Raw genomic sequence first — 25,950 nt, forward strand, 5'->3', positions numbered from 1 at the left:
AGGTTCTCCCATGAAAAAAGATATTCACCCGAAATACGAAATGATTACTGCAAACTGCTCTTGCGGTAACTCTATCCAGATCCGCTCTACCGTGGGTCACGATCTGAACCTGGACGTGTGCGGCAAATGCCACCCGTTCTACACTGGTAAGCAGCGTGACGTTGCAACCGGTGGCCGTGTTGACCGCTTCAACAAGCGTTTCAGCATCCCGGGCGCTAAATAAGTTTCCCGAAAAAAAGGCACCGCAAGGTGCCTTTTTTGTATCCGCTTATCAGTATTCCCACGTCTCCGGGTCGATACCCAGTTCACGCATGATCACCTTCGCCTCTTCCGGGATTTCGTCGCTACGCTCTTTGCGCAGGTCGTCATCGTTCGGCAACGGTTGGCCGGTAAACGCATGCAGAAACGCTTCGCACAGCAGTTCGCTGTTGGTTGCGTGGCGCAGGTTGTTCACCTGACGACGCGTACGTTCATCGGTGAGGATCTTCAACACCTTCAGAGGAATGGAAACCGTAATTTTCTTTACTTGCTCACTCTTCTTACCGTGCTCAGCGTATGGGCTGATATATTCGCCGCTCCATTCAGCCATGAGATACCTTTAATCCTCTCAGTCATTAATCTAAAGGTGCAAAACCTGTAACCGTCGGTTTTGAACCGTAAACCTGCGTAGTTTACCGTAGAGACGATACCGTGGCACGGATATTGCCGCTGCAGCGTGCACTAAAGCATATAATTTTAACGGCTATTTGCGCATTGCTCAATCTATACGCAAAGAAGTTTAGATGTCCAGATGTATTGACGTCCATACTTTCAATGTTTACTCTGGTGCCTGACTTTTCACCTAATTAGCCAGGAAGCCTTCACCATGACGCGTAAACAGGCCACCATCGCAGTGCGTAGCGGATTGAATGATGACGAGCAGTACGGCTGTGTTGTCCCGCCGATTCATCTTTCCAGTACCTATAATTTCACCGGATTTAATGAACCCCGTGCGCATGACTACTCGCGTCGTGGCAACCCTACGCGTGATGTTACCCAGCGCGCGCTGGCGGAACTGGAAGGTGGCGCAGGGGCAGTATTAACCAATACCGGCATGTCTGCCATTCATCTGGTGACTACCGTGTTCCTGAAGCCGGGCGATCTGCTGGTTGCGCCGCACGACTGTTACGGCGGCAGCTATCGTCTGTTTGATAGCCTGGCAAAACGCGGCTGTTACCGGGTACTGTTTGTCGATCAAAATGACGAACAGGCGCTGAAACAGGCGCTGGCAGAGAAGCCGAAGCTGGTGCTGGTGGAAAGTCCAAGCAATCCATTGTTGCGCGTTGTCGATATTGCGAAAATTTGTCAGCTCACAAGGGATGCGGGAGCGATAAGTGTAGTGGATAATACGTTCCTCAGTCCGGCCCTTCAGAACCCACTGGCGCTGGGTGCAGATCTGGTATTGCATTCATGCACTAAATATCTGAACGGTCATTCTGATGTCGTCGCAGGCGTGGTGATTGCAAAAGATCCCGACGTTGTCACCGAACTGGCATGGTGGGCCAATAACATTGGCGTCACCGCCGGGGCCTTCGACAGCTATCTGCTGTTACGCGGGATTCGCACGCTGTCGCCGCGTATGGAGGTGGCACAGCGCAATGCCCAGGCGATTGTCGATTTCCTGAAAACGCAGCCGCTGGTGAAGAAGCTTTATCACCCGTCGCTGCCTGAAAACCAGGGGCACGAGATTGCCGCGCGTCAGCAGAAAGGGTTTGGCGCGATGTTAAGTTTTGAACTGGACGGTGACGAGCAAACGCTGCGTCGCTTCCTGAGCGGGCTGTCATTGTTTACGCTGGCGGAATCGTTAGGTGGGGTTGAAAGTTTGATCTCCCACGCTGCGACCATGACGCACGCAGGTATGGCACCAGAGGCACGTGCCGCCGCCGGGATTTCTGAGACGCTGCTGCGGATCTCAACCGGTATTGAAGATTCTGAAGATTTAATTGCCGATCTGGAAAATGGCTTCCGGGTCGCAGCCAAGGGGTAATCATGAGTGTGATAGCGCAGGCAGGGGCGAAGGGTCGTCAACTGCACAAGTTTGGTGGTAGTAGTCTTGCTGATGTGAAGTGTTACCTGCGCGTTGCAGGGATCATGACAGAGTATTCACAGCCGGGTGACATGATGGTTGTCTCCGCGGCGGGCAGCACCACCAACCAGCTGATTAGCTGGCTGAAATTGAGCCAGACCGATCGCCTCTCTGCGCATCAGGTGCAACAGTCCTTACGCCGTTACCAGAGCGAGCTGATTGCCGGTTTGCTGCCCGCAGACGTGGCGGATGGGCTGATTAGCGCTTTTACGCATGACCTTGAGCGTCTGGCCGCCCTGCTGGACAGCGGTATTACCGATGCGGTGTACGCCGAAGTGGTGGGTCACGGTGAAGTGTGGTCTGCGCGCCTGATGGCCGCCGTGCTGCAACATCTGGGCGTTGAGGCTGCCTGGCTCGACGCGCGTGATTTCCTGCGTGCCGAACGCGCCGCACAGCCACAGGTGGACGAAGGTCTATCCTACCCGCTGCTGCAACAGTTGCTGGTACAGCATCCGGGTAAACGCATTGTGGTGACCGGCTTTATCAGCCGCAGCAATGCCGGGGAAACCGTGCTGTTGGGGCGTAACGGCTCTGACTACTCGGCGACGCAAATCGGTGCCCTGGCAGGCGTGTCCCGCGTCACCATCTGGAGTGACGTCGCCGGTGTTTACAGCGCTGATCCACGTAAGGTGAAAGACGCCTGCCTGCTGCCGCTGCTGCGCCTGGATGAAGCCAGCGAGCTGGCACGTCTGGCCGCGCCGGTTCTGCACGCGCGTACGCTGCAGCCGGTTTCCGGCAGCGATATCGATTTGCAGTTGCGCTGCAGTTACACCCCGGATCAGGGCTCCACGCGCATCGAACGCGTGCTGGCATCCGGTACGGGGGCGCGTATTGTCACCAGCCACGACGACATCTGCCTGATTGAGTTCCAGGTCCCGGCGGGCCAGGACTTCAAACTGGCGCATAAAGATATCGACACGATCCTCAAACGTGCTCAGGTGCGTCCGCTGGCGGTTGGCGTACATAACGACCGTCAACTGCTGCAGTTCTGCTACACCGCCGAAGTGGCGGACAGCGCGCTAAAAATTCTGGATGAAGCGGGCCTGCCGGGCGAGCTTCGTCTGCGTCAGGGGCTAGCGCTGGTGGCGATGGTGGGCGCGGGCGTCACCCGTAACCCACTGCACTGCCACCGCTTCTGGCAACAGCTGAAAGGGCAACCGGTTGAATTTACCTGGCAGTCGGAAGAGGGCATCAGCCTCGTTGCCGTCCTGCGTAAAGGACCAACTGAGAGCCTGATTCAGGGTCTGCATACCTCTCTGTTCCGTGCGGAAAAACGCATCGGCCTGGTGTTGTTCGGTAAAGGCAACATCGGTTCTCGCTGGCTGGAGCTGTTCGCGCGCGAGCAGGTCACGCTCTCAGCACGTACCGGCTTTGAATTTATCCTCGCCGGGGTGGTGGACAGCCGCCGCAGTCTGTTGAACTACGAGGGGCTGGATGCCAGCCGCGCGCTTGCCTTCTTTAATGATGAAGCGGTTGAACAAGACGAAGAGGCGCTGTTCCTGTGGATGCGCGCGCACCCGTATGACGATCTGGTGGTGCTGGACGTTACTGCCAGCGAACAGCTTGCCGATCAGTATCTTGATTTCGCCAGCCACGGTTTCCACGTCATCAGTGCGAATAAACTGGCGGGGGCAAGCAGCACCGATAAGTACCGTCAGATCCACGATGCGTTCGAAAAAACCGGTCGTCACTGGCTCTATAACGCCACCGTAGGCGCGGGTCTGCCGGTTAACCATACCGTGCGCGATCTGATTGAAAGCGGCGACAGCATTCTGGCGCTGAGCGGTATTTTCTCCGGTACGCTCTCCTGGCTGTTCCTGCAGTTTGATGGCACCGTACCGTTCACTGACCTGGTGGATCAGGCGTGGCAGCAGGGGCTAACCGAACCTGATCCCCGCGTCGATCTTTCCGGTAAAGATGTGATGCGTAAGCTGGTGATCCTGGCGCGTGAAGCCGGTTATGACATTGAACCCGGCGCTGTTCGCGTCGAGTCGCTGGTGCCGGCAGGCTGCGAGGAAGGATCCATTGATCACTTCTTTGAAAACGGTGATGAACTGAACGAGCAGATGCTGCAACGTCTGGAAGCCGCAAACGAGATGGGGCTGGTGCTGCGCTATGTGGCGCGTTTCGAGGCCAACGGTAAAGCGCGTGTGGGGGTTGAGGCGGTGCGTCCTGAACATCCTCTGGCGGCGCTGCTGCCGTGCGATAACGTCTTTGCAATCGAAAGCCGCTGGTACCGCGATAACCCACTGGTGATCCGTGGCCCGGGTGCAGGGCGCGATGTCACCGCCGGGGCGATCCAGTCGGACATCAATCGTCTCGCTAAGTTGCTGTAATCCCGCATGTTCCCTCTCCCGGTGGGAGAGGGCCAGGGTGAGGGCAAGCAACCGCACTCACCCCATCATGAATTTCCTTCATCTTCCCTGAGCATTCCTCACCGTTATTGTTGATTATTTCTGTTGACGTCACTCCGCTTTTCCGTCATTTTTACATCTGGACGTCTAAACGTATAGAAGTTCACAACACAACAAACAACGACACGCGAAAGATAGAGGTAAGGTATGAGCTTTTTTCACGCCAACCAGCGGGAAGCCCTGAATCAGAGCCTGGCCGAAGTAAACGGCCAGATTAACGTCTCTTTTGAATTTTTCCCGCCGCGCACCAGTGAAATGGAGCAAACCCTCTGGAGCTCTATCGATCGCCTGAGCAGCCTGAAACCGAAATTTGTCTCCGTGACCTACGGCGCGAACTCCGGCGAGCGTGACCGTACGCACAGCATTATTAAAGGCATTAAAGACAGAACCGGTCTGGAAGCGGCGCCGCATCTGACCTGTATCGACGCCACCGGTGACGAGCTGCGTGCTATCGCCCAGGATTACTGGAATAACGGGATTCGGCATATCGTCGCCCTGCGCGGCGACCTGCCGCCGGGTAGCGGTAAGCCCGAAATGTATGCGGCGGATCTGGTCGCGCTGCTGAAAGACGTTGCCGATTTTGATATCTCCGTGGCGGCGTACCCGGAAGTGCATCCGGAAGCGAAAAGCGCTCAGGCCGACCTCCTTAACCTGAAGCGTAAAGTAGATGCCGGTGCGAACCGGGCCATTACTCAGTTCTTCTTTGATGTGGAAAGCTACTTGCGCTTCCGCGACCGCTGCGTTTCTGCGGGTATCGACGTGGAAATCATCCCGGGTATTCTGCCGGTCTCTAACTTCAAACAGGCGAAGAAATTTGCCGATATGACCAACGTACGCATTCCGCTGTGGATGTCCAAAATGTACGAAGGGCTGGACGATGATCCGGAAACGCGCAAGCTGGTGGGTGCCAATATCGCAATGGACATGGTGAAAATTTTAAGTCGGGAAGGGGTAAAAGATTTCCACTTCTACACGCTGAACCGCGCGGAAATGAGCTACGCCATTTGTCATACGCTCGGTGTTCGCCCGGCGTAATAAACATCAAGCCCTCCTGAATGGAGGGCTTTTTAGTCTGGCTAAAAGTTAAAAGGTATTAGCTATCGAATCTGTGGATTAATTCAACTATATCTTATTGCTAGTGGTGTATATCGTAACGGTAACACTGTAAAAGGGAGCATAGCGATGAGCACGTCAGACGAGAGCAATAAAGCGGCATCAGTCGGCAAATGCCCGTTCCACCAGGGCGGCGTCGATCACAGCGCGGGGGCTGGTACAGGCAGCCGCGACTGGTGGCCAAAACAACTCCGCATCGATCTTCTTAACCAACATTCCAATCGTTCGAACCCTCTGGGTGAAGACTTCGACTACCGCAAAGAATTTAGCAAGCTGGATTACTCCGCCCTCAAGGGCGATCTCAAAGCACTCTTAACCGACTCTCAACCGTGGTGGCCTGCCGACTGGGGCAGCTATGCGGGCCTGTTTATTCGCATGGCCTGGCACGGTGCGGGAACCTATCGCTCCGTTGACGGACGCGGCGGTGCCGGACGCGGTCAACAGCGCTTTGCGCCGCTGAACTCCTGGCCAGATAACGTCAGTCTGGATAAAGCTCGCCGTCTGCTGTGGCCGATCAAGCAAAAATATGGTCAAAAAATCTCCTGGGCCGACCTGTTTATTCTTGCGGGTAACGTGGCGCTGGAAAACTCCGGCTTCCGCACCTTTGGTTTTGGTGCCGGGCGTGAAGATGTCTGGGAACCGGATCTCGACGTTAACTGGGGGGATGAAAAAGCCTGGCTGACCCATCGTGACCCGGAAGCGCTGGCGAAACGTCCGCTGGCGGCCACTGAAATGGGGCTGATCTACGTTAACCCGGAAGGACCAAACGCCAGCGGTGAACCGCTGTCCGCGGCGGCAGCCATTCGCGCCACCTTCGGTAACATGGGAATGAACGACGAAGAGACCGTGGCGCTGATTGCCGGGGGGCATACGCTCGGTAAAACTCATGGTGCGGGTGAAGCAACGCACGTTGGCACAGACCCGGAAGCGTCTCCGATTGAAGCGCAGGGCCTGGGCTGGGCCAGCACGCACGGTACCGGTATTGGCGCTGACGCCATTACTTCCGGTCTGGAAGTCATCTGGTCACAAACCCCGACCCAGTGGAGCAATTACTTCTTCGAGAACCTGTTCAAATACGAATGGGTACAAACCCGTAGCCCGGCCGGTGCGATTCAGTTTGAAGCCGTGGACGCGCCTGAGATCATGCCAGACCCGTTCGACCCGTCGAAAAAACGCAAACCGACTATGCTGGTTACCGACCTGACGCTGCGTTTTGACCCGGAATTCGAAAAAATTTCCCGTCGCTTCCTGAACGATCCGCAGGCTTTCAACGAAGCCTTCGCCCGCGCGTGGTTCAAACTGACCCACCGCGATATGGGGCCAAAATCGCGTTATCTTGGCCCGGAAGTGCCGAAAGAAGATCTGATCTGGCAGGATCCGCTGCCGGAGGCAGTATTCAATCCGACCAAAGAGGACATTGAGAGCCTGAAGGCGGAAATTGCAGCATCCGGGCTCTCCGTGAGCGAACTGATTTCCGTGGCATGGGCGTCAGCCTCAACCTTCCGCGGCGGCGACAAGCGTGGCGGTGCCAACGGTGCGCGTCTGGCGCTTGCGCCTCAGCGCAACTGGGATGTTAACGCCGCAGCCGTACGTGCATTGCCTGCTCTGGAAGCTATTCAGCGCACCACCAATAAAGCCTCACTGGCCGATATTATCGTGCTCGCGGGTGTGGTAGGCGTTGAGCAGGCGGCGAAAGCGGCTGGCGTTTACGTCACCGTACCGTTCACGCCGGGCCGTGTGGATGCACGTCAGGATCAGACGGATATCGATATGTTTAACCTGCTTGAACCGATTGCTGACGGTTTCCGTAACTATCGTGCGCAGGTTGATGTTTCCACCACCGAATCGCTGCTGATTGATAAAGCCCAGCAGTTGACGTTAACCGCACCAGAAATGACGGTGCTGATCGGCGGCCTGCGCGTACTGGGTGCAAACTTCGACGGCAGTAAAAATGGTGTGTTCACCAACCGCGAAGGCGTGCTGAGCACTGACTTCTTCGTGAATCTGCTGGATATGAACACCCAGTGGAAGGCGACCGATGAATCGAACGAGCTGTTTGCCGGAAGCGATCGCACCAGCGGTGAAGTGAAATACACCGCCACTCGCGCTGACCTGGTCTTCGGCTCTAACGCTGTCCTTCGCGCGCTGGCAGAGGTGTACGCCAGCAGTGATGCTCACGAGAAGTTCGTTCGCGACTTCGTTGCGGCGTGGGCGAAGGTGATGGATCTGGACCGATTTGACGTGAAATAATCATTGAGCCGGGTACGCGTAGCGCACCCGGCTTTTTTATTACTCCCACTCCTGCAGGAAACGCTGTCCATACTGGTCGGCAACCAGCAGTGCCGCGTAAACCTGATCCGGCGATACGCCACCCGGCATGTTGTGAATGGTCTCTCCCTCAGCGCAAGACGCTTCGGCAATCAGGCGCATTTTGGCCGGAATGTCTTCTTTGATGTTCAGCTGCGCCAGCGTGATCGGCAATCCAACGCTGTGGCAAAGCGCCGCGACGGTTTCGATCTCCTCAACCGGCGCGTTTTCCAGCACCAGTTGCGTCAGCGTACCAAACGCCACTTTTTCACCGTGATAGAAGTGATGCGCATCCGGCACTGCCGTCATCCCGTTGTGAATGGCATGCGCTGCCGCCAGCCCGCCGCTTTCAAACCCTACGCCGCTCAGATAGGTATTGGCTTCGATAATGCGTTCCAGCGCGGGGGTGACGACGTGCTGCTCGGCGGCCAGCATCGCTTTTTCGCCCTCTTCAATCAGCGTGTTGTAGCACAGCTCGGCCAGCGCTAACGCGGCCTGCGTGCACTTGCCGCCCGCCATGGTCGTGGCGCCGCTGCGCGAGCAGGCGCGTGCTTCAAACCAGGTGGCAAGGGCATCGCCAATTCCGGCGGCCAGCAGACGCGGCGGCGCACCAGCCACCACTTTGGTGTCGACAATCACCATATTGGGGTTATGCGGCAGCATCAGATAGCGTTCAAATTCGCCGCTGTCGGTATAAATCACAGAAAGGGCGCTGCATGGGGCATCGGTGGAGGCGATAGTCGGGGCGATAGCGACCGGCACGTCCATAAAATGTGCCAGCGCTTTGGCGGTATCCAGCGTTTTACCGCCGCCAATACCCAGCACCGCCATGCAGTCCGCACTGTCGGCCAGTTTTTTCAGACGATCGATCTCATTCTGCGAACATTCGCCGCCAAACGGCGCGATTTCTGCATGTAGCTCTGCATTTTTAAAACTCTGGCGCAGGGTCTCTTCGGCAAAACCCAGCACAAATTTATCGCCAACAACCAGCCAGCGTGTAGCCAGAGGTTTCAGATAGTCGCCGAGACGGGTGAGAACATCAGCGCCCTGGATATATTTCCCCGGCGATTGAATGATACGGTCCATAACATATCTCCCTTAGAGGTTGAGGTTACCAAACGCGTTTTTCCAGTCCTGCTCGAACTTCTCTATTGCTGACTCTACCGCCGGCGTGCCGAGCATTTGTTGCGCTATATCTAAGGGAAGCGTGATTGCTTCACATCCGGCGAGCAGGCAGTCCAGCGCCTGGCGTGGGGTTTTGAAGCTGGCTGCCAGCACCTTGCTCTCCGGTGCATGCTGTTCCAGCAGGGATTGCAGCTCCTGAACCATGCGAATACCGTCCCCGCCCTGGGCATCCACGCGGTTTACGTATGGCGCGACATATTTTGCCCCGGCCAGCGCGGCCAGCAGGCCTTGCGCGGCGCTGTACACGGCGGTACCCAGCGTAGTGATGCCCGCTGTTTTTAGCGCCTTAATGGCGATAAGCCCCTGGGCGGTGACCGGGATTTTCACCACGATATCCGGGATAGCATTGCTCAGGCGTCTGGCTTCGGCCACCATGCCTTCTGCGTCGCGGCTCATTGTCTGGGCGAATAGCCTGCCTTTCGGTCCAATGGCGTTTTGCAGGCGCGGCAGCACCTCCCAGATTGACTCACGGCTGGCGGCAATGATGCTCGGATTGGTGGTGACGCCTGCAAGGGGGAAAACGCGCGCAAGGCGTTCTACTTCTGCCACGTTGGCGGTATCCAGATACAGTTCCATTATTTTTCCTCGTTTTAGAGTTCTAATTCGTGTTGCAGCAGGGAAGCGATAGCCTCCTGGGAACTGGCATTAACCAGAGCACTGCGAAAATCGTTATGCATGATGCGACGGGCCAGGCGGGAGAAAATACGCATATGCTGGTCGCCAGCAGCGTGTTTATTCAGCGTCAGCATGATGATGAATTGCGCCTCCTCGTCATCCCACATAACGGGCGCTTTCAGGCGTGCGACGCTGATAGTGGATTGCTCAATGTGTTCTGATTTGCTGTGTGGAATGGCGAATCCAAAACCCAACCCGGTGGAAAATACGGCTTCGCGTGCCCATAAATCGGCTTCCAGCTTGCGCGGATAGCGGCATCGCCCGGCGAGCAAAAGGTTATCGGTCATGCCTTTCATGACCTCTTCTTTACTGTTCCAGTCGTTATCCAGAGAAATACAGCGTGGCGTCACCAGTGGCGTATCCTGCTGATTCATACGGAACTGGGCGAGCAGATGTTCTACTTCAAGCGAGGTGCGACACGCCATGGCCTGGTTCAACAGCTGGCGACAGGCGCGGCTATCAAGCTGCGCAAGGCGTGCTTTGGTGGCAGGAATGGCAGGGGAGCCCATGCTCAGTTCGTCCAGCCCCAGCCCCACCAGCAGCGGCAGCACCGACCCTTTCGCGCCTAACTCACCGCAGAGGCCAATCCACTTACCCTGACGGTGAACGGCCTGCACCGCGTAGTCCAGCGCCCGCAGGAAGGCGGGGTTCAGGCTGTTGTAATGGCGCGTGACTTTGGCGTTGTCGCGGTCGACGGCAAGCAGATACTGTGTCAGGTCATTGCTGCCGATGCTAAAGAAATCAATCTCTTCGCAGCACTGATCGATGATGAACATCACCGAGGGGACTTCCAGCATAATGCCGAGTGGGATTTTCTCATCAAACGGAATATGTTCAGCCCGGAGCTGTTGCTTCGCGTCGGCGAGCTTCTCTTTTACCCACAGGATCTCCTCCATGGAGGAGATCATCGGGATCATGATTTTAAGGTTTCCGTGGGCAGAAGCGCGAAGGATCGCCCGAAGCTGGGTCGTGAACAGCGAAGAATACTCTTCATATATGCGTACGGCACGGTAGCCGAGGAAGGGATTGTTCTCAGCTGGAATATTCAAGTACTCCACCGGCTTGTCGCCGCCGATATCCATAGTACGCACAATAATGCTACGGCTATTTGCACTTTCCAGTGCCTGACAGAAAATGTTGTATAACTCGTTTTCGCCGGGTGCGCTGGCACGATCCATATAGAGCATTTCCGTGCGGAACAGGCCCACGCCTTCGGCACCATTTCCAAATGCTGCCTGGGCCTCCACCGCGTGGGCAATATTGGCGGCAATTTCTACCCGCAGGCCGTCGGCGGTTCTGGCTTCACGGTCAAGCCAGACGCGTTGTTGCTCGCGTATCGCCTGCTGGACGCGCGCTTCCTGCTGATAGTAACGCGCTACGGCGTCGCTGCCATTGACGACCACCGCACCGGCATTGCCGTCCACAAATACAGGCTGATTGCGCCATTGCAGCAGGCTTTCACTGTTGACGCCAACCAGCGTCGGAATATTGAACGAACGCGCGAGGATCACGGTATGCGAGGTGGTGCCGCCACTTTTCAGCAGCAGTCCTTTAAGCTGCGTTTTATCGAGTTCAAGAAACTGACCGGGAGTCAGATCGTCAGCAAGGCAGATGCTCGGCTGCGTCAGCTGGCCGTGAGCCGGGAAACGCGCTTCACCATAGATATGTTGTAAAAGCTGGTAGCAGATGTCGCGCACGTCGAGCACCCGCTCCTGCAAATAGGTGCTGCTGGAACGGGAGAACGTGTCGCAGAAATGGTTCGCCGTGGCGATGATGGCCTGGGCGCAGCTTAGACCCTGGCTGACCCCTGACAGGAGGTGCTGACGCAGCGAGGTATCTGTAGCCAGCGAGCGGTGGGCTTCAAGAATAGCGCTGGCAGTACTGTCGCTGTCCAGCGCGCGCAGCTCAATGTGTTTGACCAGCTGCGTCAGGCCGTTATCCAGCGCCGACTGCTCGGCTTCAACGCTTTGCGCGTCGGGTAAATCGGTCAGGGCGTTGAGGTCCAGCGAGGACTGTAACGTCAGGATGCCGCGTGCGCTGCCGCTGCATACCGGAGTGGCGCGAAACAGCGTCGGGTTCAGGCGTGTCAGCGATTCCGGCAACGGATCCAGCTCCGTGCTGATTACCCCTTCAAGCGGCGCGTCGCAATGCGGAAACTCCTCTCTTAGCCACAGCTCCAGCCGCTGCCGGGCATGCTGCTCGTCTTCACCGTTTATCACCAGGCGGCAGGCATCGCCTGCCAGCGTATCGGTACCAATCAGCGCCAGCGCGCTTTTGGCGTCGCCTTTACGATCCGTACGCAGGTTATGCCACTCAATTTGCGAGATAAACGTGTTGCACAGCGTTTCTACATGACTTGCAGGACGCGCGTGAACGCCGTTGGGCAATTCACAGGTAAATTCCACTACCAGAGCCATACACACTCCTGAAACTAATCGTCAATTATGCGGAACAGCATACGAGCGTGATGATGAGGCGCGCCATGTGACAAAACTGCCAAAAACTGGACAAATGTAATGTCACCTTAAAATTGAGATTTCACTCACAAGTTGTGACCGTTTGCGTAATGCGAAGTCGATGAGAAATGTCGAGGCGGATCGCATTTTCATTCCGATATTACAAAAATCCAGTAAATGGCCTTTTTGTCTCCTGTCCGCCGTCTTCCTGATTGCCTATTGTTTGCCACAACATCTTTGTGGATAAAGGCCTGGAGCGGCATATGAAAGCGTTGGTGCATATTCTCAAGAACACGCGACAGCATCTGATGACAGGGGTGTCGCACATGATCCCGTTTGTGGTCTCGGGCGGCATTCTGCTGGCGGTTTCGGTCATGCTATACGGCAAAGGTGCGGTGCCCGATGCCGCAACCGATCCCAATCTGAAAAAGCTCTTTGACATCGGTGTGGCGGGTTTAACACTGATGGTGCCATTCCTCGCCGCCTATATTGGTTATTCCATTGCAGAACGCGCCGCGCTTGCTCCCTGTGCTATTGCCGCCTGGGTGGGCAACAGCTTCGGTGCAGGGTTCTTTGGCGCAATTATCGCCGGGATTTTCGGTGGCATTGTCGTCTGGTATCTGAAAAAGCTGCCCGTGCCGAAAGTGCTGCGTTCCGTTATGCCTATCTTCATCATCCCGATTATCGGCACGTTTATTACCGCAGGCATCATGATGTGGGGACTGGGCGAGCCTGTAGGCGCGCTTACTACCGGTCTCACCCAGTGGCTGCAAGGCATGCAGCAGGGCAGCATTGTGGTACTCGCCATTATTATCGGTCTCATGCTGGCGTTCGACATGGGCGGCCCGGTCAATAAAGTGGCGTATGCCTTCATGCTGATTTGCGTTGCGCAAGGCGTCTATACCGTCGTTGCAATTGCCGCCGTGGCTATTTGCATACCGCCGCTGGGGTTAGGCCTGGCAACGCTTATCGGCCGTAAGAATTTTACCGGTGAAGAACGTGAAGCAGGTAAAGCGGCGCTGGTGATGGGCTGCGTGGGTGTCACCGAGGGAGCGATTCCGTTTGCCGCAGCGGACCCGCTACGTGTGATTCCTTCCATTATGTTGGGCTCCGCCTGCGGCGCGGTCACGGCTGCGGTTATGGGCGCGCAATGCTATGCCGGATGGGGCGGGTTAATTGTGCTTCCCGTGGTGGACGGCAAGCTCGGCTATATCGCGGCGGTTGCCGTGGGTGCAGTGGTGACGGCGGTCAGCGTCAACGTGCTAAAGCGTATTGCCCGAAAGAACACAAAGCAGGTCGAGGAAAAAGAGGATGACCTGGATCTGGATTTCGAAATTAACTGAGTGAGGAAGAGAACATGGCCCGAATTATCGCAGTAACCGCATGTCCGTCTGGCGTTGCCCATACCTATATGGCTGCCGAAGCGCTGGAAAGCGCCGCAAAAGCGAAAGGCTGGGAAGTGAAGGTAGAAACGCAGGGGTCGATTGGTCTTGAGAACGAACTGACGGCAGAGGATATCGCCGCAGCAGATATGGTGATCCTGACTAAAGATATCGGCATTAAATTCGAAGAGCGTTTTGCCGGGAAAACCATCGTGCGCGTCAATATCAGCGACGCGGTAAAACGTGCCGACGCCATCATGAACAAAATCGATGCCCACCTGGCGCAAACCGCCTGATGCTCTCCCGCCCTTCGGGGCGGGCTGGTTTTTTCCGTTACAGGAGTTCCCTCATGACGAATCGTATACCGCGTTTGAAAAATGCGCTCTTTGCCAACCCTCGCGAGATCTCGCTTGAACGTGCGCTGCTCTATACAGCCAGCCATCAACAGACGGAAGGCGAACCGGTTATTCTCCGTCGCGCGAAAGCAACGGCGCACATTCTCGACCATGTGGAAATCGCGATTCGTGATGAAGAACTGATTGCCGGAAACCGCACCGTTAAGCCGCGTGCAGGCATTATGTCACCGGAGATGGATCCCTACTGGTTGCTTAAGGAACTGGACCAGTTCGCCACCCGTCCGCAGGATCGCTTTGAAATCAGCGATGAGGATAAGCAGACCTACCGTGAGGTGCTGTATCCCTATTGGGAAAACCGGTCGATGAAGGATTTCATCAACAGCCAGATGACGGAGGAGGTGAAGGCCGCCGTAGGGACGCAGATTTTTAGCGTCAACCAAACGGATAAAGGGCAGGGGCATATCATTATTGATTATCCTCGCCTGCTTAATAACGGGCTGGGCCCGCTGGTGGCGGAAATGCGTGAACGCTGCGCTCGTGATACGCAAAACACGTTCTATGCAGCGGCGCTCATTCTGCTCGAAGCGTCCCAGCGCCATATTCTGCGTTATGCGGCGCTCGCTGAAGAACTGGCTCAGAGCAGCGATGCTACTCGCCGCGAAGAATTGCTGGCAATGGCCGACATCTCGCGACACAACGCACAGCATAAGCCGCAAACCTTCTGGCAGGCGTGTCAGCTGTTCTGGTACATGAACGTCATTTTGCAGTACGAATCTAACGCCAGTTCGCTCTCCATCGGGCGTTTTGACCAGTATATGCTGCCGTTTTATCAGGCCTCGTTAACGCAGGGAGACGATCCAGCGTTTCTGAAAGAGTTGCTGGAGTCGCTATGGGTGAAGTGTAACGATGTGGTGCTCTTGCGCTCGACCAGCAGCGCCCGTTATTTTGCAGGGTTCCCGACCGGGTATACCGCGCTGCTGGGTGGCCTGACGGAAAACGGGCGTAGCGCGGTGAACGTGCTTTCGTTCCTGTGTTTGGATGCCTACCAGAGCGTTCAGCTTCCCCAGCCTAACCTCGGCGTACGGGTAAACGAACTGATCGACCGGCCTTTCCTGCTGAAAACAGCGGAGACTATTCGGCTGGGCACCGGCATTCCACAGATTTTTAACGATGAAGTGATAGTACCTGCCTTTTTGAATCGCGGCGTGTCGCTGGAAGATGCGCGTGACTATGCGGTTGTCGGCTGCGTTGAACTGTCGATTCCAGGGAAAACTTACGGCCTGCATGATATCGCCATGTTTAACCTGCTGAAGGTAATGGAAATCGCCATGCAGGAGAACGAAGGTAATAGCGGGCTGACGTACGAGGGGTTAATTGAACATATACGCGCCAGGATTAATCACTACATTGCACTGATGGTGGAAGGAAGCAACATTTGCGATATCGGCCATCGCGACTGGGCGCCTGTGCCGTTGCTCTCCTCCTTTATCAGCGACTGTCTGGAAACGGGGAAAGACATTACTGACGGTGGCGCGCGCTATAACTTCTCCGGCGTGCAGGGGATTGGTATTGCTAATTTGAGCGACTCGCTTCACGCCCTGAAAGGGCTGGTGTTTGAACAGCAGCGCTTAAGTTTTGACGAGCTGCTGGCGGTGTTAAAAGCGAATTTTGCCACCCCGGAGGGCGAAAAGGTGCGCGCGCGGCTGATCAATCGCTTTGAGAAATACGGTAATGATATCGACGATGTCGACAATATCAGTGCGGAACTGCTGCGCCATTATTGTAAAGAGGTCGAAAAATACCGCAATCCGCGTGGTGGAATCTTCACGCCTGGCTCGTATACCGTCTCCGCCCATGTGCCGCTTGGCGCGGTCGTGGGGGCTACGCCCGATGGCCGCCTGGCGGGCGAACAGCTGGCGGATGGAGGGCTTTCTCCGATGCTCGGCCAGGATATGCAGGGGCCGACGGCTGTGTTGAAGTCGGTGAGCAAGCTGGATAACTATCTGTTATCTAACGGTACGCTGCTAAACGTTAAATTCACCCCCGCCACGCTGGAAGGCGATGCCGGGTTGCAGAAGCTGGCGGACTTCCTCCGTGCGTTTACGCAGCTTAAGTTACAGCATATCCAGTTCAACGTGGTCAACGCGGAAACCCTGCGTGAGGCGCAACGGCGTCCTCAGGATTTTGCCGGGCTGGTGGTACGCGTTGCCGGCTACAGCGCCTTCTTTGTTGAGCTGTCGAAGGAGATCCAGGATGACATTATCCGTCGGACCGCGCATCAGCTGTGACGTTGTTGAAACACGCGCCGACGTAGCGCGTATTTTCAATATTCAGCGTTATTCGTTGAACGACGGAGCAGGTATTCGCACGGTAGTCTTCTTCAAAGGCTGTCCTCACCGTTGCCCGTGGTGCGCCAATCCTGAGTCGATCTCGCCGAAAATAGAGACGGTTCGCCGGGAGAGCAAATGTTTGCACTGCGCTCCCTGCCTGCGTGATGCGGACGAGTGCCCGTCCGGCGCGTTTGAACGCATCGGACGCGACGTGACGCTGGACGAGCTGGAACGCGAAGTGATGAAGGATGACGTCTTCTTTCGCTCATCGGGAGGCGGGGTGACGCTGTCAGGCGGGGAAGTATTAATGCAGGCACCCTTTGCGACGCAGCTGCTTAAGCGTTTGCGCCGCTACGGTATTCATACCGCTATTGAGACTGCGGGAGATGCGCCCCTGTCCCGATTGCTGCCGCTGGCACGCCAGTGTGATGAAGTACTGTTTGACCTGAAGATTATGGATCCTGAGCAGGCACGTTCGGTGACGGCAGTAAATCTTCCCAGGGTGATGGAAAACCATACGCAGCTGGTGGCCGAAGGCATAAACGTCATCCCCCGTGTGCCGCTTATTCCGGGCTATACGCTAACTGACGCCAACATGGTGAGCGTGCTGGCATTTTTATTACCTTCAGGGATACGGCAGCTGCATTTATTACCGTTTCACTCTTATGGTGAACCAAAATACCGTCTGCTTGGGCAACAATGGTCGATGCGGGAGGTGAGTCCTCCGACAGCTGACGAGGTCGCGGCAATGCGCCGTATGGCCGAAGATAAAGGGTTTCATGTCACCATTGGAGGTTAAAAATGACAGTAATAGCAGGGCGTCATCTGGTGGCGGTAACCGCGTGCGTGAGCGGCGTGGCGCATACGTACATGGCCGCAGAACGGCTGGAGCGGATTTGCCAGCAGGAGAAATGGTCAGTGCGCATTGAGACGCAAGGGGCGTTAGGCATTGAAAGTGAGCTGACGGAGGACGATATCCGCCGCGCCGATGTCGTATTACTTATCACGGATATTGAGCTGGCGGGCAACGAACGCTTCGAATCCGCCCGCTATGTGAAATGCGGCATTAATGCTTTCCTGCGGGACCCGCAAAAGGTCATGGCAGCGGTACGAAAAATGGTATCCGCACCGCAGCATACGCAGGTCATTCTGGATTAGCCGCTTTTCCGATTAGCTGGCTGTGATACTGACGACGGTATTCCGACGGCGAGCGCTCCGTGTTTTTACGGAATAAACGGCAGAAATAGTTACTGTCGACAAAACCGCAGGCATGCGCCACTTCTTTTACCTTTAAGTCATACCCTTTCAGCAACTGACGCGCGTGCTCCAGCCGCGTGTGGGTCAGGTACTCATTAAAACCTACCGCGCCGGTTTTCTGAAAAAGATGCGATAAATAGTTCGGAGAGATGTAAAACGCCTGCGCTACGGATTCCCGGGTAAGCGGGGTCGCATAATGTTCATCGATATAAACGCGAATAGCTTCAAACAGCGCCTGACTTCGGGAGGCGGTCTGGATCTGGCTACCCAACAAATCGACGCAGTGGCTAAGCAGGCTGGCAACAATCAGTCGCGCTGTTTGCTGCTCGTGCGGCTGCATCTGCATTTCATGAAGCGTCTGTAACAGGAAGGATCCGATGCGTGGCCCCCGACGGGCGACGTGCTGTTTTGCAAGATTACGAGCATCCACGCCGTTCCAGTGTAAAAGACTAAATCCAAGCTGCTGTTTACCAAACAGGATGCTCAGCGTTGTCGCGGGCGTTTGCCATTGCGGATCGTTCCAGCCTCCCGCCGGAACGTATAAAACATCACCCTGCTGTAATACGCAAGCCGCCTGGTCTTTCACCGAGCCTTCGAGCACGATCTCCAGACGGGGGAAATCAACCTGCAGGGCGAGTTCGGGTGCGCAGAGGGCGGGGTTGGCGAAATGAACCTGACGCAGCGGCATCGTACCGCTAATCAGGTCAGTCAGGATGTGGGTAATATCATGCTGCATGGTGTAAATACCGAGGTATTGCCGGGTGGCGCTGACGCTTACCCGGCCTACCTGTCGTAGGCCCGGCAAGCGAAGCGCCGCCGGGCTGTGAGCATTAGCCGGTGTTACGCATACCCGCTGCAACGCCCGCAATTGTCACCATCAGCGCTTGTTCAACGCGTGGATCCGGATCTTTACCTTCCTCTTCCGCCAGACGCGAACGGTGCAGCAGCTCCGCCTGCAGGACGTTCAGTGGGTCGGTATAGATGTTACGCAGCTGGATAGACTCGGCAATCCACGGCAGATCGGCCATCAGATGGGAGTCGTTGGCGATATCCAGCACCACTTTGATGTCGCCTTCCAGCAGTTCGCGCAGCTCTTTACCCAGCGCCCACAGCTCTGGTTTCACCAGGCGCTGATCGTAGTATTCCGCCAGCCACAGGTCAGCTTTCGAGAAGACCATCTCCAGCATACCCAGACGGGTAGAGAAGAATGGCCAGTCGCGGCACATGGTTTCCAGTTCGTTCTGTTTGCCATCTTCCACCACTTTCTGCAGCGCCGCACCGGCACCCAGCCAGGCTGGCAGCATCAGACGGTTCTGCGTCCAGGCGAAGATCCACGGGATTGCACGCAGAGACTCCACGCCGCCGGTCGGACGACGCTTAGCCGGACGTGAACCCAGCGGCAGTTTGCCCAACTCCTGCTCTGGCGTAGCAGAGCGGAAGTAAGGTACGAAGTCTTTGTTTTCACGCACGTAGCCGCGGTACAGGTCGCACGAAATGTCAGACAGCTCATCCATAATGCGACACCAGGATTCTTTCGGCTCCGGCGGTGGCAACAGGTTTGCTTCGAGAATCGCACTGGTATAGAGCGACAGGCTGCTGATGGTCACTTCCGGCAGGCCGTATTTGAAGCGGATCATCTCGCCCTGTTCGGTCACGCGCAGGCCGCCTTTCAGGCTTCCCGGCGGCTGAGAGAGCAGCGCCGCGTGCGCAGGCGCACCGCCACGGCCAATGGAGCCACCGCGACCGTGGAACAGCGTCAGCTCAATACCGGCTTTCTCGCAGGTTTTGATCAGCGCGTCCTGCGCCTGATACTGCGCCCAGGATGCCGCCATCACGCCCGCATCTTTTGCGGAGTCGGAATAGCCGATCATCACCATCTGTTTGCCCTGAATAAAGCCGCGATACCAGTCGATGTTCAGCAGCTGGGTCATTACATCATTGGCGTTGTTCAGGTCGTCGAGGGTTTCAAACAGCGGGGCGACCGGCAGGGCATAGTCGATACCGGCTTCTTTCAGCAGCAGGTGAACGGCCAGCACGTCGGACGGGGTTTTCGCCATCGAGATCACATAGGCGGCGACCGATCCTTTTGGCGCATCCACGATCGCTTTACAGGTGTTGAGCACTTCGCGGGTTTCGTTGCTTGGCTCCCAGTTGCGCGGCAGCAGAGGACGCTTGGAGTTCAGCTCGCGGATCAGGAAGGCCTGTTTGTCGGCTTCAGACCAGCTTTCGTAGTCGCCAATGCCAAGATAACGGGTCAGTTCGCCCAGCGCTTCGGTATGGCGGGTGCTCTCCTGACGCACGTCGATACGCACCAGCGGCACGCCAAAACACTTCACGCGGCGCAGGGTGTCGAGCAGTTCGCCATTGGCGATGATGCCCATCCCGCAGGCCTGCAGCGATTTATAGCAAGCGTATAGCGGTTCCCAGAGCTGTTCGTTCTGGCTCAGCAGACCTTCCGGCTTCGGCAGGCGCTGGCCTTTCAGGCGTGCTTCCAGCCAGGCCTGGGTCGCCATCAGCTGGCTACGCAGTTTTTTCATCAGGAAACGATACGGCTCGCTGGCACCTTCTTCACCGGCCAGCGCGCGCAGTTCTGGCGTTGCTTCCACCATCGACAGCTCGGAGATCAGCACCTGAATGTCTTTCAGGAACAGATCGGTGGCTTTCCAGCGGCTCAGCAGCAGCACGTGGCGGGTGATTTCTGCCGTCACGTTCGGGTTACCGTCGCGGTCACCGCCCATCCAGGAGGTAAAGCGTACCGGGACAAAATCTACCGGCAGGCGGTAGCCCAGGTTTGCTTCCAGCTGTTCGTTCAGCTCACGCAGGTAGTTCGGCACCCCTTCCCACAGGCTATTTTCCACCACCGCAAAGCCCCATTTGGCCTCGTCTACCGGGCTTGGGCGATGCTTACGAATTTCATCGGTGTGCCAGGACTGCGCAATCAGCTGGCGCAGACGGCGCATCAGCTGGTTACGTTCGTAGTCGGCAATGTCTTTGTTATCCAACTGCTTCAGACAGTTGTTCACTTCGACCATTTTGTGGATCAGGGTACGACGGGTGATTTCGGTTGGGTGGGCGGTTAGCACCAGCTCCAGCGAAAGGGACTCCACCGCTTTTTTAATGGTGGCTTCGTTGAGGTTTGGCTGGTCTTTGAGTTTACGAAGCGTACGGGCAATGACTTCCGGGTTGCTGGCAGCTTCGCCGTTTGGCGAAATGCTATGGTATTGCTCAGCCGTGTTTGCCAGGTTCAGGAACTGGCTGAATGCGCGTGCAACGGGCAGCAGCTCATCGTTAGAGAGGTTCTGCAAGGTGGTGAGCAGCTCCTGACGACTCGCTTCGTTACCGGCACGGGAAGATTTAGACAGCTTGCGGATGGTTTCAACGCGGTCGAGGATGTTTTCCCCCAACGCATCTTTGATGGTATCTCCAAGCACTTTGCCGAGCATACTGACATTACTACGCAACGCGGAATATTGTTCGTTCATAAAAACCCAGTCACCCCATCATTTTTGTTTATGCCCATGCGAAAATCTTCTGGACATTATTTTGTCATCTCCCTTTATAAAGCCACGTAAAACCCCCGTCGTCAATTGCTGCGAAAACGGTTCAGCAAACGAATAAATGCGGGCAATTTACGAAATTTAATTCGCATTGCGTCAGATAAGAGATGCTTATGGGAATGTGACGGAGATCGCGGGATTTGTTGCCCTCACCCTAACCCTCTCCCACCGGGAGAGGGAACTGATCGGTGCGGTTTTAATGCCAGCAGAAGTGATGCACGACCTGGGTAATCAGTTCGCGGGTGGGCTTGATGAAGCGGGTTTCCAGGTATTCATCCGGCTGGTGCGCCTGGTTGATGGAGCCTGGGCCAAGTACCAGCGTCGGGCACAGCGTCTGAATAAACGGCGCTTCGGTGCAGTAGTTCACCACGTCGGTTTTCTCGCCGAGCAGTTTTTCCACCACTTCAACCAGCTGATGATCCGGTGGACATTCATAACCCGGGATCGGTGGATGCAGTTCAGACACCGTCAGGCGGCCAGGCCAGCGTTCACTCACCGGGGCCAGCGCTTCGGTCAGCAAGCCGTCGAGATCGCTTAGCGTCATGCCCGGCAGCGGACGGATATCCATGTGCAGCTCACAGCAGGCGCAGATACGGTTAGAGGCATCGCCACCGTGCAGGCTCCCGAGGTTCAGGGTCGGATACGGCACGGTGAAGGCATCGTAGTGATACCGCTCTTTCAGTTCGTCGCGCAGAGTCATGATGCGGCCGATGGCGTCGTGCATCAGTTCAATGGCGTTCACGCCACGCGCCGGATCGCTGGAGTGGCCAGACTGGCCCATCACGCGCACTGCCGTGGAAATATGGCCTTTATGCGCACGGATCGGTTGTAATGACGTTGGCTCACCGATGATGGCGCAATCCGGGCGAATCGATGTGTTTTCTGAGAAGTAACGCGCCCCCGCCATGCTGGTCTCTTCATCGGCGGTCGCCAGAATGTAGAGCGGCTTTTTCAGTTTTGTCACGTCCACGTCACGCAGCGCGTCAAGGATAAAAGCGAAGAAGCCTTTCATGTCGGCGGTGCCAAGGCCGTAAAGCTTGTTGTCATGCTCGGTCAGGGTAAACGGGTCGCGGGTCCAGCGGCCATCGTCAAACGGCACCGTGTCGGTATGACCGGCCAGCAGCAGTCCGCCTGCGCCGTGTCCGGTACTGGCGAGCAGGTTAAATTTATGGCGTGTTCCGGGAACAGGCTGAACCTCAACGTTAAAGCCAAGATCGCTAAACCAACCCGCCAGCAGATTGATTAAAGACTCATTGCTCTGATCCAGCGCTTCTTCGGTCGCGCTGATGGAGGGTGTGGCAATCAGGGCGCGGTAAATCTCGATAAATGGCGGTAAGTTCATTTTCATTGTTGACACACCTTAGGTCGTGATAGTATCAATATTCATGCAATAAATGTGAATAAAAATACATTAACGTTGAGCATAAAGGAACCCGATGTTGAATACGCTGATTGTAGGCGCTAGCGGTTATGCGGGCGCAGAGCTTGTAAGCTACGTGAATCGCCATCCACATATGACCATAACCGCTTTGACCGTGTCAGCGCAAAGCAATGATGCAGGAAAGTTAATTTCCGATTTGCATCCGTGGCTTTTGGGCATTGTCGACTTGCCACTGCAGCCAATGTCTGACATCAGCGAGTTCACTGACGGCGTCGACGTGGTGTTTTTGGCCACCGCGCACGAGGTCAGTCACCACCTGGCGCCGCAATTCCTGGCGGCCGGTTGCGTGGTGTTCGACCTCTCCGGCGCGTTCCGTGTTAACGACGGCGCGTTCTATGAAAAATATTATGGCTTTACCCATCAGCACCCGGACCTGCTTGCAAAAGCCGTGTATGGGCTGGCGGAGTGGAGCGCAGACAAGCTGAAAGAAGCGGATCTGATTGCCGTGCCGGGCTGCTACCCGACGGCCGCACAGCTTTCTCTGAAGCCGCTGATCGACGCAGGCCTGCTGGATCTGAACCAGTGGCCGGTGATCAACGCCACCAGTGGTGTCAGCGGTGCCGGACGCAAGGCTGCTATTTCTAACAGCTTCTGTGAAGTCAGCCTGCAGCCGTATGGCGTGTTTAATCACCGCCATCATCCGGAAATCACTACCCATCTGGGGGCCAATGTCATCTTTACGCCGCACCTGGGCAGCTTCCCGCGTGGGATCCTCGAAACCATTACCTGCCGCCTGAAACCGGGCGTGACCAAAGACCAGGTGAGCGAGGCCTTTACTCAGGCGTATGCGGATAAACCGCTGGTGCGTCTCTACGACAAAGGCGTGCCCGCGCTGAAAAACGTGGTTGGCCTGCCGTTCTGCGACATCGGCTATGCCGTGCAGGGCGAGCATCTGATCGTGGTGGCAGCAGAAGATAACTTACTCAAAGGCGCTGCCGCTCAGGCAATGCAGTGTGCAAATATTCGTTTCGGTTTCCCGGAAACGCAGGCTCTTATTTAAGGTGTGATGATGAACCCATTAATTATCAAACTCGGTGGTGTACTGCTGGACAGCGAAGAAGCGCTGGAGCGTCTGTTTACCGCGCTGGTTAACTATCGCGAATCACACCAGCGTCCGCTGGTGATTGTGCACGGCGGCGGCTGCGTAGTGGATGAGCTGATGAAAGGGCTCAACCTGCCGGTGAAAAAGAAAAACGGCCTGCGCGTGACGCCTGCCGACCAGATTGACATCATCACCGGTGCGCTGGCAGGTACGGCGAATAAGACTCTGTTGTCCTGGGCGAAGAAACACCACATTGCCTCCGTTGGCCTCTATCTGGGCGACGGTGACAGCGTAAAAGTGACCCAGCTCGATGAAGAACTCGGCCACGTTGGACTGGCGCAGCCAGGTTCGCCTAAGCTGATTAACACGCTGCTGGAAGGCGGTTTCCTGCCGGTGGTGAGCTCTATCGGGGTGACCGAAGAGGGTGAGCTGATGAACGTGAATGCGGACCAGGCGGCGACGGCACTGGCGGCAACGCTGGGCGCGGACCTGATCCTGCTCTCCGATGTGAGCGGTATTCTGGACGGCAAAGGCCAGCGCATTGCGGAAATGACCGCGGCAAAAGCCGAACAGCTAATCGCCCAGGGCATTATTACCGACGGGATGATCGTCAAAGTGAATGCCGCGCTGGATGCCGCCCGTACGCTCGGTCGACCGGTGGATATCGCCTCCTGGCGTCACGCGGAGCAGCTTCCGGCGCTGTTTAACGGCACGCCAATTGGCACGCGTATTTTAGCGTAAGTTATTAATGAATGACCGTAGGCTGGGTAAGCGCAGCGCCACCCGGCGGAACTAACGAATAAAGGAACGATGTTATGGCACTTTGGGGTGGGCGTTTTACACAGGCAGCGGATCAACGGTTCAAACAGTTCAACGACTCTTTGCGCTTCGACTACCGCCTGGCCGAACAGGATATCGTCGGTTCTGTGGCCTGGTCCAAAGCGCTGGTGACGGTGGGCGTGCTGACCGCAGAGGAGCAGCAGCAGCTGGAAGAGGCGCTCAATAATCTGCTGGAAGAAGTGCGTCTGGATCCGCAGCAAATTCTGCAAAGCGATGCCGAAGATATTCACAGCTGGGTAGAAGGCAAACTGATCGACAAAGTTGGCCAGCTGGGTAAAAAGCTGCACACCGGCCGTAGCCGTAACGACCAGGTCGCGACCGATCTGAAGCTGTGGTGTAAAGATACCGTCGCGGAGCTGCTGGCGGCTAACCGTCAGCTGCAGAGCGCGCTGGTGGAAACGGCACAGAACAACCAGGACGCGGTGATGCCGGGTTATACCCATTTGCAGCGCGCGCAGCCGGTGACCTTTGCGCACTGGTGTCTGGCCTATGTCGAGATGCTGGCGCGTGACGAAAGCCGCCTGCAGGATACCCTGAAGCGCCTGGACGTCAGCCCGCTGGGCAGCGGTGCGCTGGCGGGTACGGCATATGAAATTGACCGCGAGCAGCTGGCAGGCTGGCTGGGCTTTGCGTCTGCCACCCGTAACAGTCTGGACAGCGTCTCTGACCGTGACCACGTGCTGGAACTGCTGTCGAATGCTTCTATCGGGATGGTCCACCTGTCACGCTTTGCCGAAGACCTGATCTTCTTTAACTCTGGCGAAGCCGGATTTGTGGAGTTGTCTGACCGTGTGACGTCCGGCTCTTCCCTGATGCCGCAGAAGAAAAACCCGGATGCGCTGGAGCTGATCCGCGGGAAGTGTGGCCGCGTACAGGGCGCACTGACCGGCATGATGATGACCCTGAAAGGGCTGCCGCTGGCGTACAACAAAGATATGCAGGAAGACAAAGAAGGGCTGTTCGACGCGCTCGACACCTGGCTGGACTGCCTGCATATGGGTGCGCTGGTGCTGGACGGCATTCAGGTGAAACGTTCTCGTTGTCAGGAAGCGGCGCAGCAGGGTTATGCAAATGCGACCGAACTGGCGGATTACCTGGTGGCGAAAGGCGTACCGTTCCGTGAAGCGCACCACATTGTGGGCGAAGCGGTAGTGGAAGCGATTCGTCAGGGGAAACCGCTGGAAGAGCTGGCGCTTGCCGACCTGCAGAAATTCAGTGCGGTTATTGGGGAGGATGTGTACCCGATTCTCTCGTTGCAGTCATGCCTGGATAAGCGTGCGGCGAAAGGCGGTGTGTCGCCGAAGCAGGTGGCGCAGGCGATTGCGGACGCAAAAAACCGGTTGGTTTGATTTGTGCGGGCTGGTGCCCTCACCCCGGCCCTCTCCCACTGTACGGTCCGGGGACATAGTGAACACTTGTTCGGGGACATGGTAGACACTTACAACTAAGGCATAAGAACCCGTTTATGGA

20 protein-coding genes are annotated in these 25,950 nt (G+C 56.4%); 13 read left to right on the plus strand and 7 right to left on the minus strand.

Translation table 11 applies throughout. The annotated features are described in order from the left end of the window. Nucleotides 1-10 precede the first annotated feature (10 nt). Nucleotides 11-223, plus strand: a complete 213-nt coding sequence (rpmE, locus tag ACOTX3_RS20135; RefSeq protein WP_003862040.1) for a 50S ribosomal protein L31 — start codon at nt 11-13, stop codon at nt 221-223. Nucleotides 224-271: 48 nt separating this feature from the next. Here rpmE and metJ read toward each other — a convergent pair whose 3' ends face one another. After that, complete coding sequence (gene metJ, locus ACOTX3_RS20140) at nt 272-589, minus strand: met regulon transcriptional regulator MetJ (RefSeq protein WP_003862042.1); 318 nt, start codon at nt 587-589, stop codon at nt 272-274. A gap of 276 nt (nt 590-865) precedes the next feature. On the opposite strand from metJ, the gene metB reads away from it, so the two are divergent. From metB to katG, 4 genes are all read left to right on the plus strand, one after another. Further along, complete coding sequence (metB, locus tag ACOTX3_RS20145) at nt 866-2,026, plus strand: cystathionine gamma-synthase (RefSeq protein WP_013099309.1); 1,161 nt, start codon at nt 866-868, stop codon at nt 2,024-2,026. Between the two features lie 2 nt (nt 2,027-2,028). Further along, nucleotides 2,029-4,461 (plus strand): bifunctional aspartate kinase/homoserine dehydrogenase II, encoded by a 2,433-nt coding sequence (locus ACOTX3_RS20150; protein ID WP_029882892.1) that lies wholly within the window; start codon nt 2,029-2,031, stop codon nt 4,459-4,461. Nucleotides 4,462-4,686: 225 nt separating this feature from the next. Further along, on the plus strand, nt 4,687-5,574 hold the full coding sequence (gene metF / locus ACOTX3_RS20155) for a methylenetetrahydrofolate reductase (RefSeq protein ID WP_013099307.1): 888 nt from the start codon (nt 4,687-4,689) through the stop codon (nt 5,572-5,574). Nucleotides 5,575-5,721: 147 nt separating this feature from the next. After that, nucleotides 5,722-7,902, plus strand: a complete 2,181-nt coding sequence (gene katG, locus ACOTX3_RS20160) for a catalase/peroxidase HPI (protein WP_040020301.1) — start codon at nt 5,722-5,724, stop codon at nt 7,900-7,902. Between the two features lie 39 nt (nt 7,903-7,941). On the opposite strand, the gene gldA is transcribed toward katG, so the two are convergent. Genes gldA through ptsP form a run of 3 tightly spaced genes read right to left on the minus strand, consistent with a single transcriptional unit; the run spans nt 7,942 to nt 12,236 of the window. After that, nucleotides 7,942-9,045, minus strand: coding sequence for a bifunctional L-1,2-propanediol dehydrogenase/glycerol dehydrogenase (gene gldA, locus ACOTX3_RS20165; RefSeq protein WP_013099305.1), 1,104 nt, complete (start codon nt 9,043-9,045; stop codon nt 7,942-7,944). A gap of 12 nt (nt 9,046-9,057) precedes the next feature. Beyond that, complete coding sequence (gene fsa, locus ACOTX3_RS20170) at nt 9,058-9,720, minus strand: fructose-6-phosphate aldolase (protein WP_057072178.1); 663 nt, start codon at nt 9,718-9,720, stop codon at nt 9,058-9,060. A gap of 14 nt (nt 9,721-9,734) precedes the next feature. Then, nucleotides 9,735-12,236 (minus strand): phosphoenolpyruvate--protein phosphotransferase, encoded by a 2,502-nt coding sequence (ptsP, locus tag ACOTX3_RS20175; protein ID WP_057072179.1) that lies wholly within the window; start codon nt 12,234-12,236, stop codon nt 9,735-9,737. Between the two features lie 302 nt (nt 12,237-12,538). Here ptsP and ACOTX3_RS20180 point away from each other — a divergent pair, with 302 nt between their 5' ends. The 5 genes from ACOTX3_RS20180 to ACOTX3_RS20200 are packed head-to-tail and all read left to right on the plus strand — an operon-like array spanning nt 12,539 to nt 17,501. Next, nucleotides 12,539-13,618: a PTS fructose transporter subunit EIIC gene (locus tag ACOTX3_RS20180; RefSeq protein WP_020686915.1), complete on the plus strand. Its 1,080-nt coding sequence runs from the start codon at nt 12,539-12,541 to the stop codon at nt 13,616-13,618. 14 nt (nt 13,619-13,632) lie between these two features. Beyond that, nucleotides 13,633-13,953, plus strand: a complete 321-nt coding sequence (locus ACOTX3_RS20185; RefSeq protein ID WP_029882888.1) for a PTS fructose-like transporter subunit IIB — start codon at nt 13,633-13,635, stop codon at nt 13,951-13,953. 53 nt (nt 13,954-14,006) lie between these two features. Then, nucleotides 14,007-16,301 (plus strand): formate C-acetyltransferase, encoded by a 2,295-nt coding sequence (locus tag ACOTX3_RS20190; RefSeq protein ID WP_047351639.1) that lies wholly within the window; start codon nt 14,007-14,009, stop codon nt 16,299-16,301. Then, entirely contained in the window at nt 16,267-17,142 is an 876-nt protein-coding gene (locus ACOTX3_RS20195; protein WP_058679177.1) for a [formate-C-acetyltransferase]-activating enzyme, read from the plus strand. Before ACOTX3_RS20190 ends, ACOTX3_RS20195 begins: the two co-directional genes overlap by 35 nt. Nucleotides 17,143-17,144: 2 nt before the next feature. Then, nucleotides 17,145-17,501, plus strand: a complete 357-nt coding sequence (locus ACOTX3_RS20200) for a PTS fructose-like transporter subunit IIB (RefSeq protein ID WP_029882885.1) — start codon at nt 17,145-17,147, stop codon at nt 17,499-17,501. On the opposite strand, the gene ACOTX3_RS20205 is transcribed toward ACOTX3_RS20200, so the two are convergent. The 3 genes from ACOTX3_RS20205 to argE form a co-directional block, all read right to left on the minus strand. Next, a complete protein-coding gene (locus tag ACOTX3_RS20205) occupies nt 17,488-18,336 on the minus strand; it encodes an AraC family transcriptional regulator (protein ID WP_029882884.1) in 849 nt (282 codons plus the stop codon). The two genes, ACOTX3_RS20200 and ACOTX3_RS20205, sit on opposite strands and share 14 nt — an antisense overlap. A gap of 94 nt (nt 18,337-18,430) precedes the next feature. Continuing rightward, nucleotides 18,431-21,082: a phosphoenolpyruvate carboxylase gene (gene ppc, locus ACOTX3_RS20210; RefSeq protein WP_013099302.1), complete on the minus strand. Its 2,652-nt coding sequence runs from the start codon at nt 21,080-21,082 to the stop codon at nt 18,431-18,433. A gap of 271 nt (nt 21,083-21,353) precedes the next feature. Beyond that, on the minus strand, nt 21,354-22,505 hold the full coding sequence (argE, locus tag ACOTX3_RS20215; RefSeq protein ID WP_013099301.1) for an acetylornithine deacetylase: 1,152 nt from the start codon (nt 22,503-22,505) through the stop codon (nt 21,354-21,356). Nucleotides 22,506-22,593: 88 nt separating this feature from the next. Here argE and argC point away from each other — a divergent pair, with 88 nt between their 5' ends. The 3 genes from argC to argH all read left to right on the plus strand — a co-directional run bounded on the left by argC (nt 22,594) and on the right by argH (nt 25,829). Continuing rightward, nucleotides 22,594-23,598: an N-acetyl-gamma-glutamyl-phosphate reductase gene (gene argC / locus ACOTX3_RS20220; protein WP_058679178.1), complete on the plus strand. Its 1,005-nt coding sequence runs from the start codon at nt 22,594-22,596 to the stop codon at nt 23,596-23,598. Nucleotides 23,599-23,604: 6 nt separating this feature from the next. Continuing rightward, nucleotides 23,605-24,381, plus strand: coding sequence for an acetylglutamate kinase (gene argB / locus ACOTX3_RS20225; protein ID WP_020686923.1), 777 nt, complete (start codon nt 23,605-23,607; stop codon nt 24,379-24,381). Nucleotides 24,382-24,455: 74 nt separating this feature from the next. After that, entirely contained in the window at nt 24,456-25,829 is a 1,374-nt protein-coding gene (gene argH, locus ACOTX3_RS20230; protein ID WP_020686924.1) for an argininosuccinate lyase, read from the plus strand. Nucleotides 25,830-25,950: the final 121 nt, after the last annotated feature.

Origin of the sequence: Enterobacter cloacae complex sp. IR5384, assembly GCF_049237265.1 — a bacterium.
In the GTDB taxonomy this organism is placed as follows: domain Bacteria; phylum Pseudomonadota; class Gammaproteobacteria; order Enterobacterales; family Enterobacteriaceae; genus Enterobacter; species Enterobacter cloacae.

Bases quoted from the DNA above. Each gene is read 5' to 3' on its own strand.
- rpmE (WP_003862040.1), top strand. From the start codon at position 11: ATGAAAAAAGATATTCACCCGAAATACGAAATGATTACTGCAAACTGC.
- metJ (WP_003862042.1), bottom strand. From the start codon at position 589: ATGGCTGAATGGAGCGGCGAATATATCAGCCCATACGCTGAGCACGGT.
- metB (WP_013099309.1), top strand. From the start codon at position 866: ATGACGCGTAAACAGGCCACCATCGCAGTGCGTAGCGGATTGAATGAT.
- ACOTX3_RS20150 (WP_029882892.1), top strand. From the start codon at position 2,029: ATGAGTGTGATAGCGCAGGCAGGGGCGAAGGGTCGTCAACTGCACAAG.
- metF (WP_013099307.1), top strand. From the start codon at position 4,687: ATGAGCTTTTTTCACGCCAACCAGCGGGAAGCCCTGAATCAGAGCCTG.
- katG (WP_040020301.1), top strand. From the start codon at position 5,722: ATGAGCACGTCAGACGAGAGCAATAAAGCGGCATCAGTCGGCAAATGC.
- gldA (WP_013099305.1), bottom strand. From the start codon at position 9,045: ATGGACCGTATCATTCAATCGCCGGGGAAATATATCCAGGGCGCTGAT.
- fsa (WP_057072178.1), bottom strand. From the start codon at position 9,720: ATGGAACTGTATCTGGATACCGCCAACGTGGCAGAAGTAGAACGCCTT.
- ptsP (WP_057072179.1), bottom strand. From the start codon at position 12,236: ATGGCTCTGGTAGTGGAATTTACCTGTGAATTGCCCAACGGCGTTCAC.
- ACOTX3_RS20180 (WP_020686915.1), top strand. From the start codon at position 12,539: ATGAAAGCGTTGGTGCATATTCTCAAGAACACGCGACAGCATCTGATG.
- ACOTX3_RS20185 (WP_029882888.1), top strand. From the start codon at position 13,633: ATGGCCCGAATTATCGCAGTAACCGCATGTCCGTCTGGCGTTGCCCAT.
- ACOTX3_RS20190 (WP_047351639.1), top strand. From the start codon at position 14,007: ATGACGAATCGTATACCGCGTTTGAAAAATGCGCTCTTTGCCAACCCT.
- ACOTX3_RS20195 (WP_058679177.1), top strand. From the start codon at position 16,267: ATGACATTATCCGTCGGACCGCGCATCAGCTGTGACGTTGTTGAAACA.
- ACOTX3_RS20200 (WP_029882885.1), top strand. From the start codon at position 17,145: ATGACAGTAATAGCAGGGCGTCATCTGGTGGCGGTAACCGCGTGCGTG.
- ACOTX3_RS20205 (WP_029882884.1), bottom strand. From the start codon at position 18,336: ATGCAGCATGATATTACCCACATCCTGACTGACCTGATTAGCGGTACG.
- ppc (WP_013099302.1), bottom strand. From the start codon at position 21,082: ATGAACGAACAATATTCCGCGTTGCGTAGTAATGTCAGTATGCTCGGC.
- argE (WP_013099301.1), bottom strand. From the start codon at position 22,505: ATGAAAATGAACTTACCGCCATTTATCGAGATTTACCGCGCCCTGATT.
- argC (WP_058679178.1), top strand. From the start codon at position 22,594: ATGTTGAATACGCTGATTGTAGGCGCTAGCGGTTATGCGGGCGCAGAG.
- argB (WP_020686923.1), top strand. From the start codon at position 23,605: ATGATGAACCCATTAATTATCAAACTCGGTGGTGTACTGCTGGACAGC.
- argH (WP_020686924.1), top strand. From the start codon at position 24,456: ATGGCACTTTGGGGTGGGCGTTTTACACAGGCAGCGGATCAACGGTTC.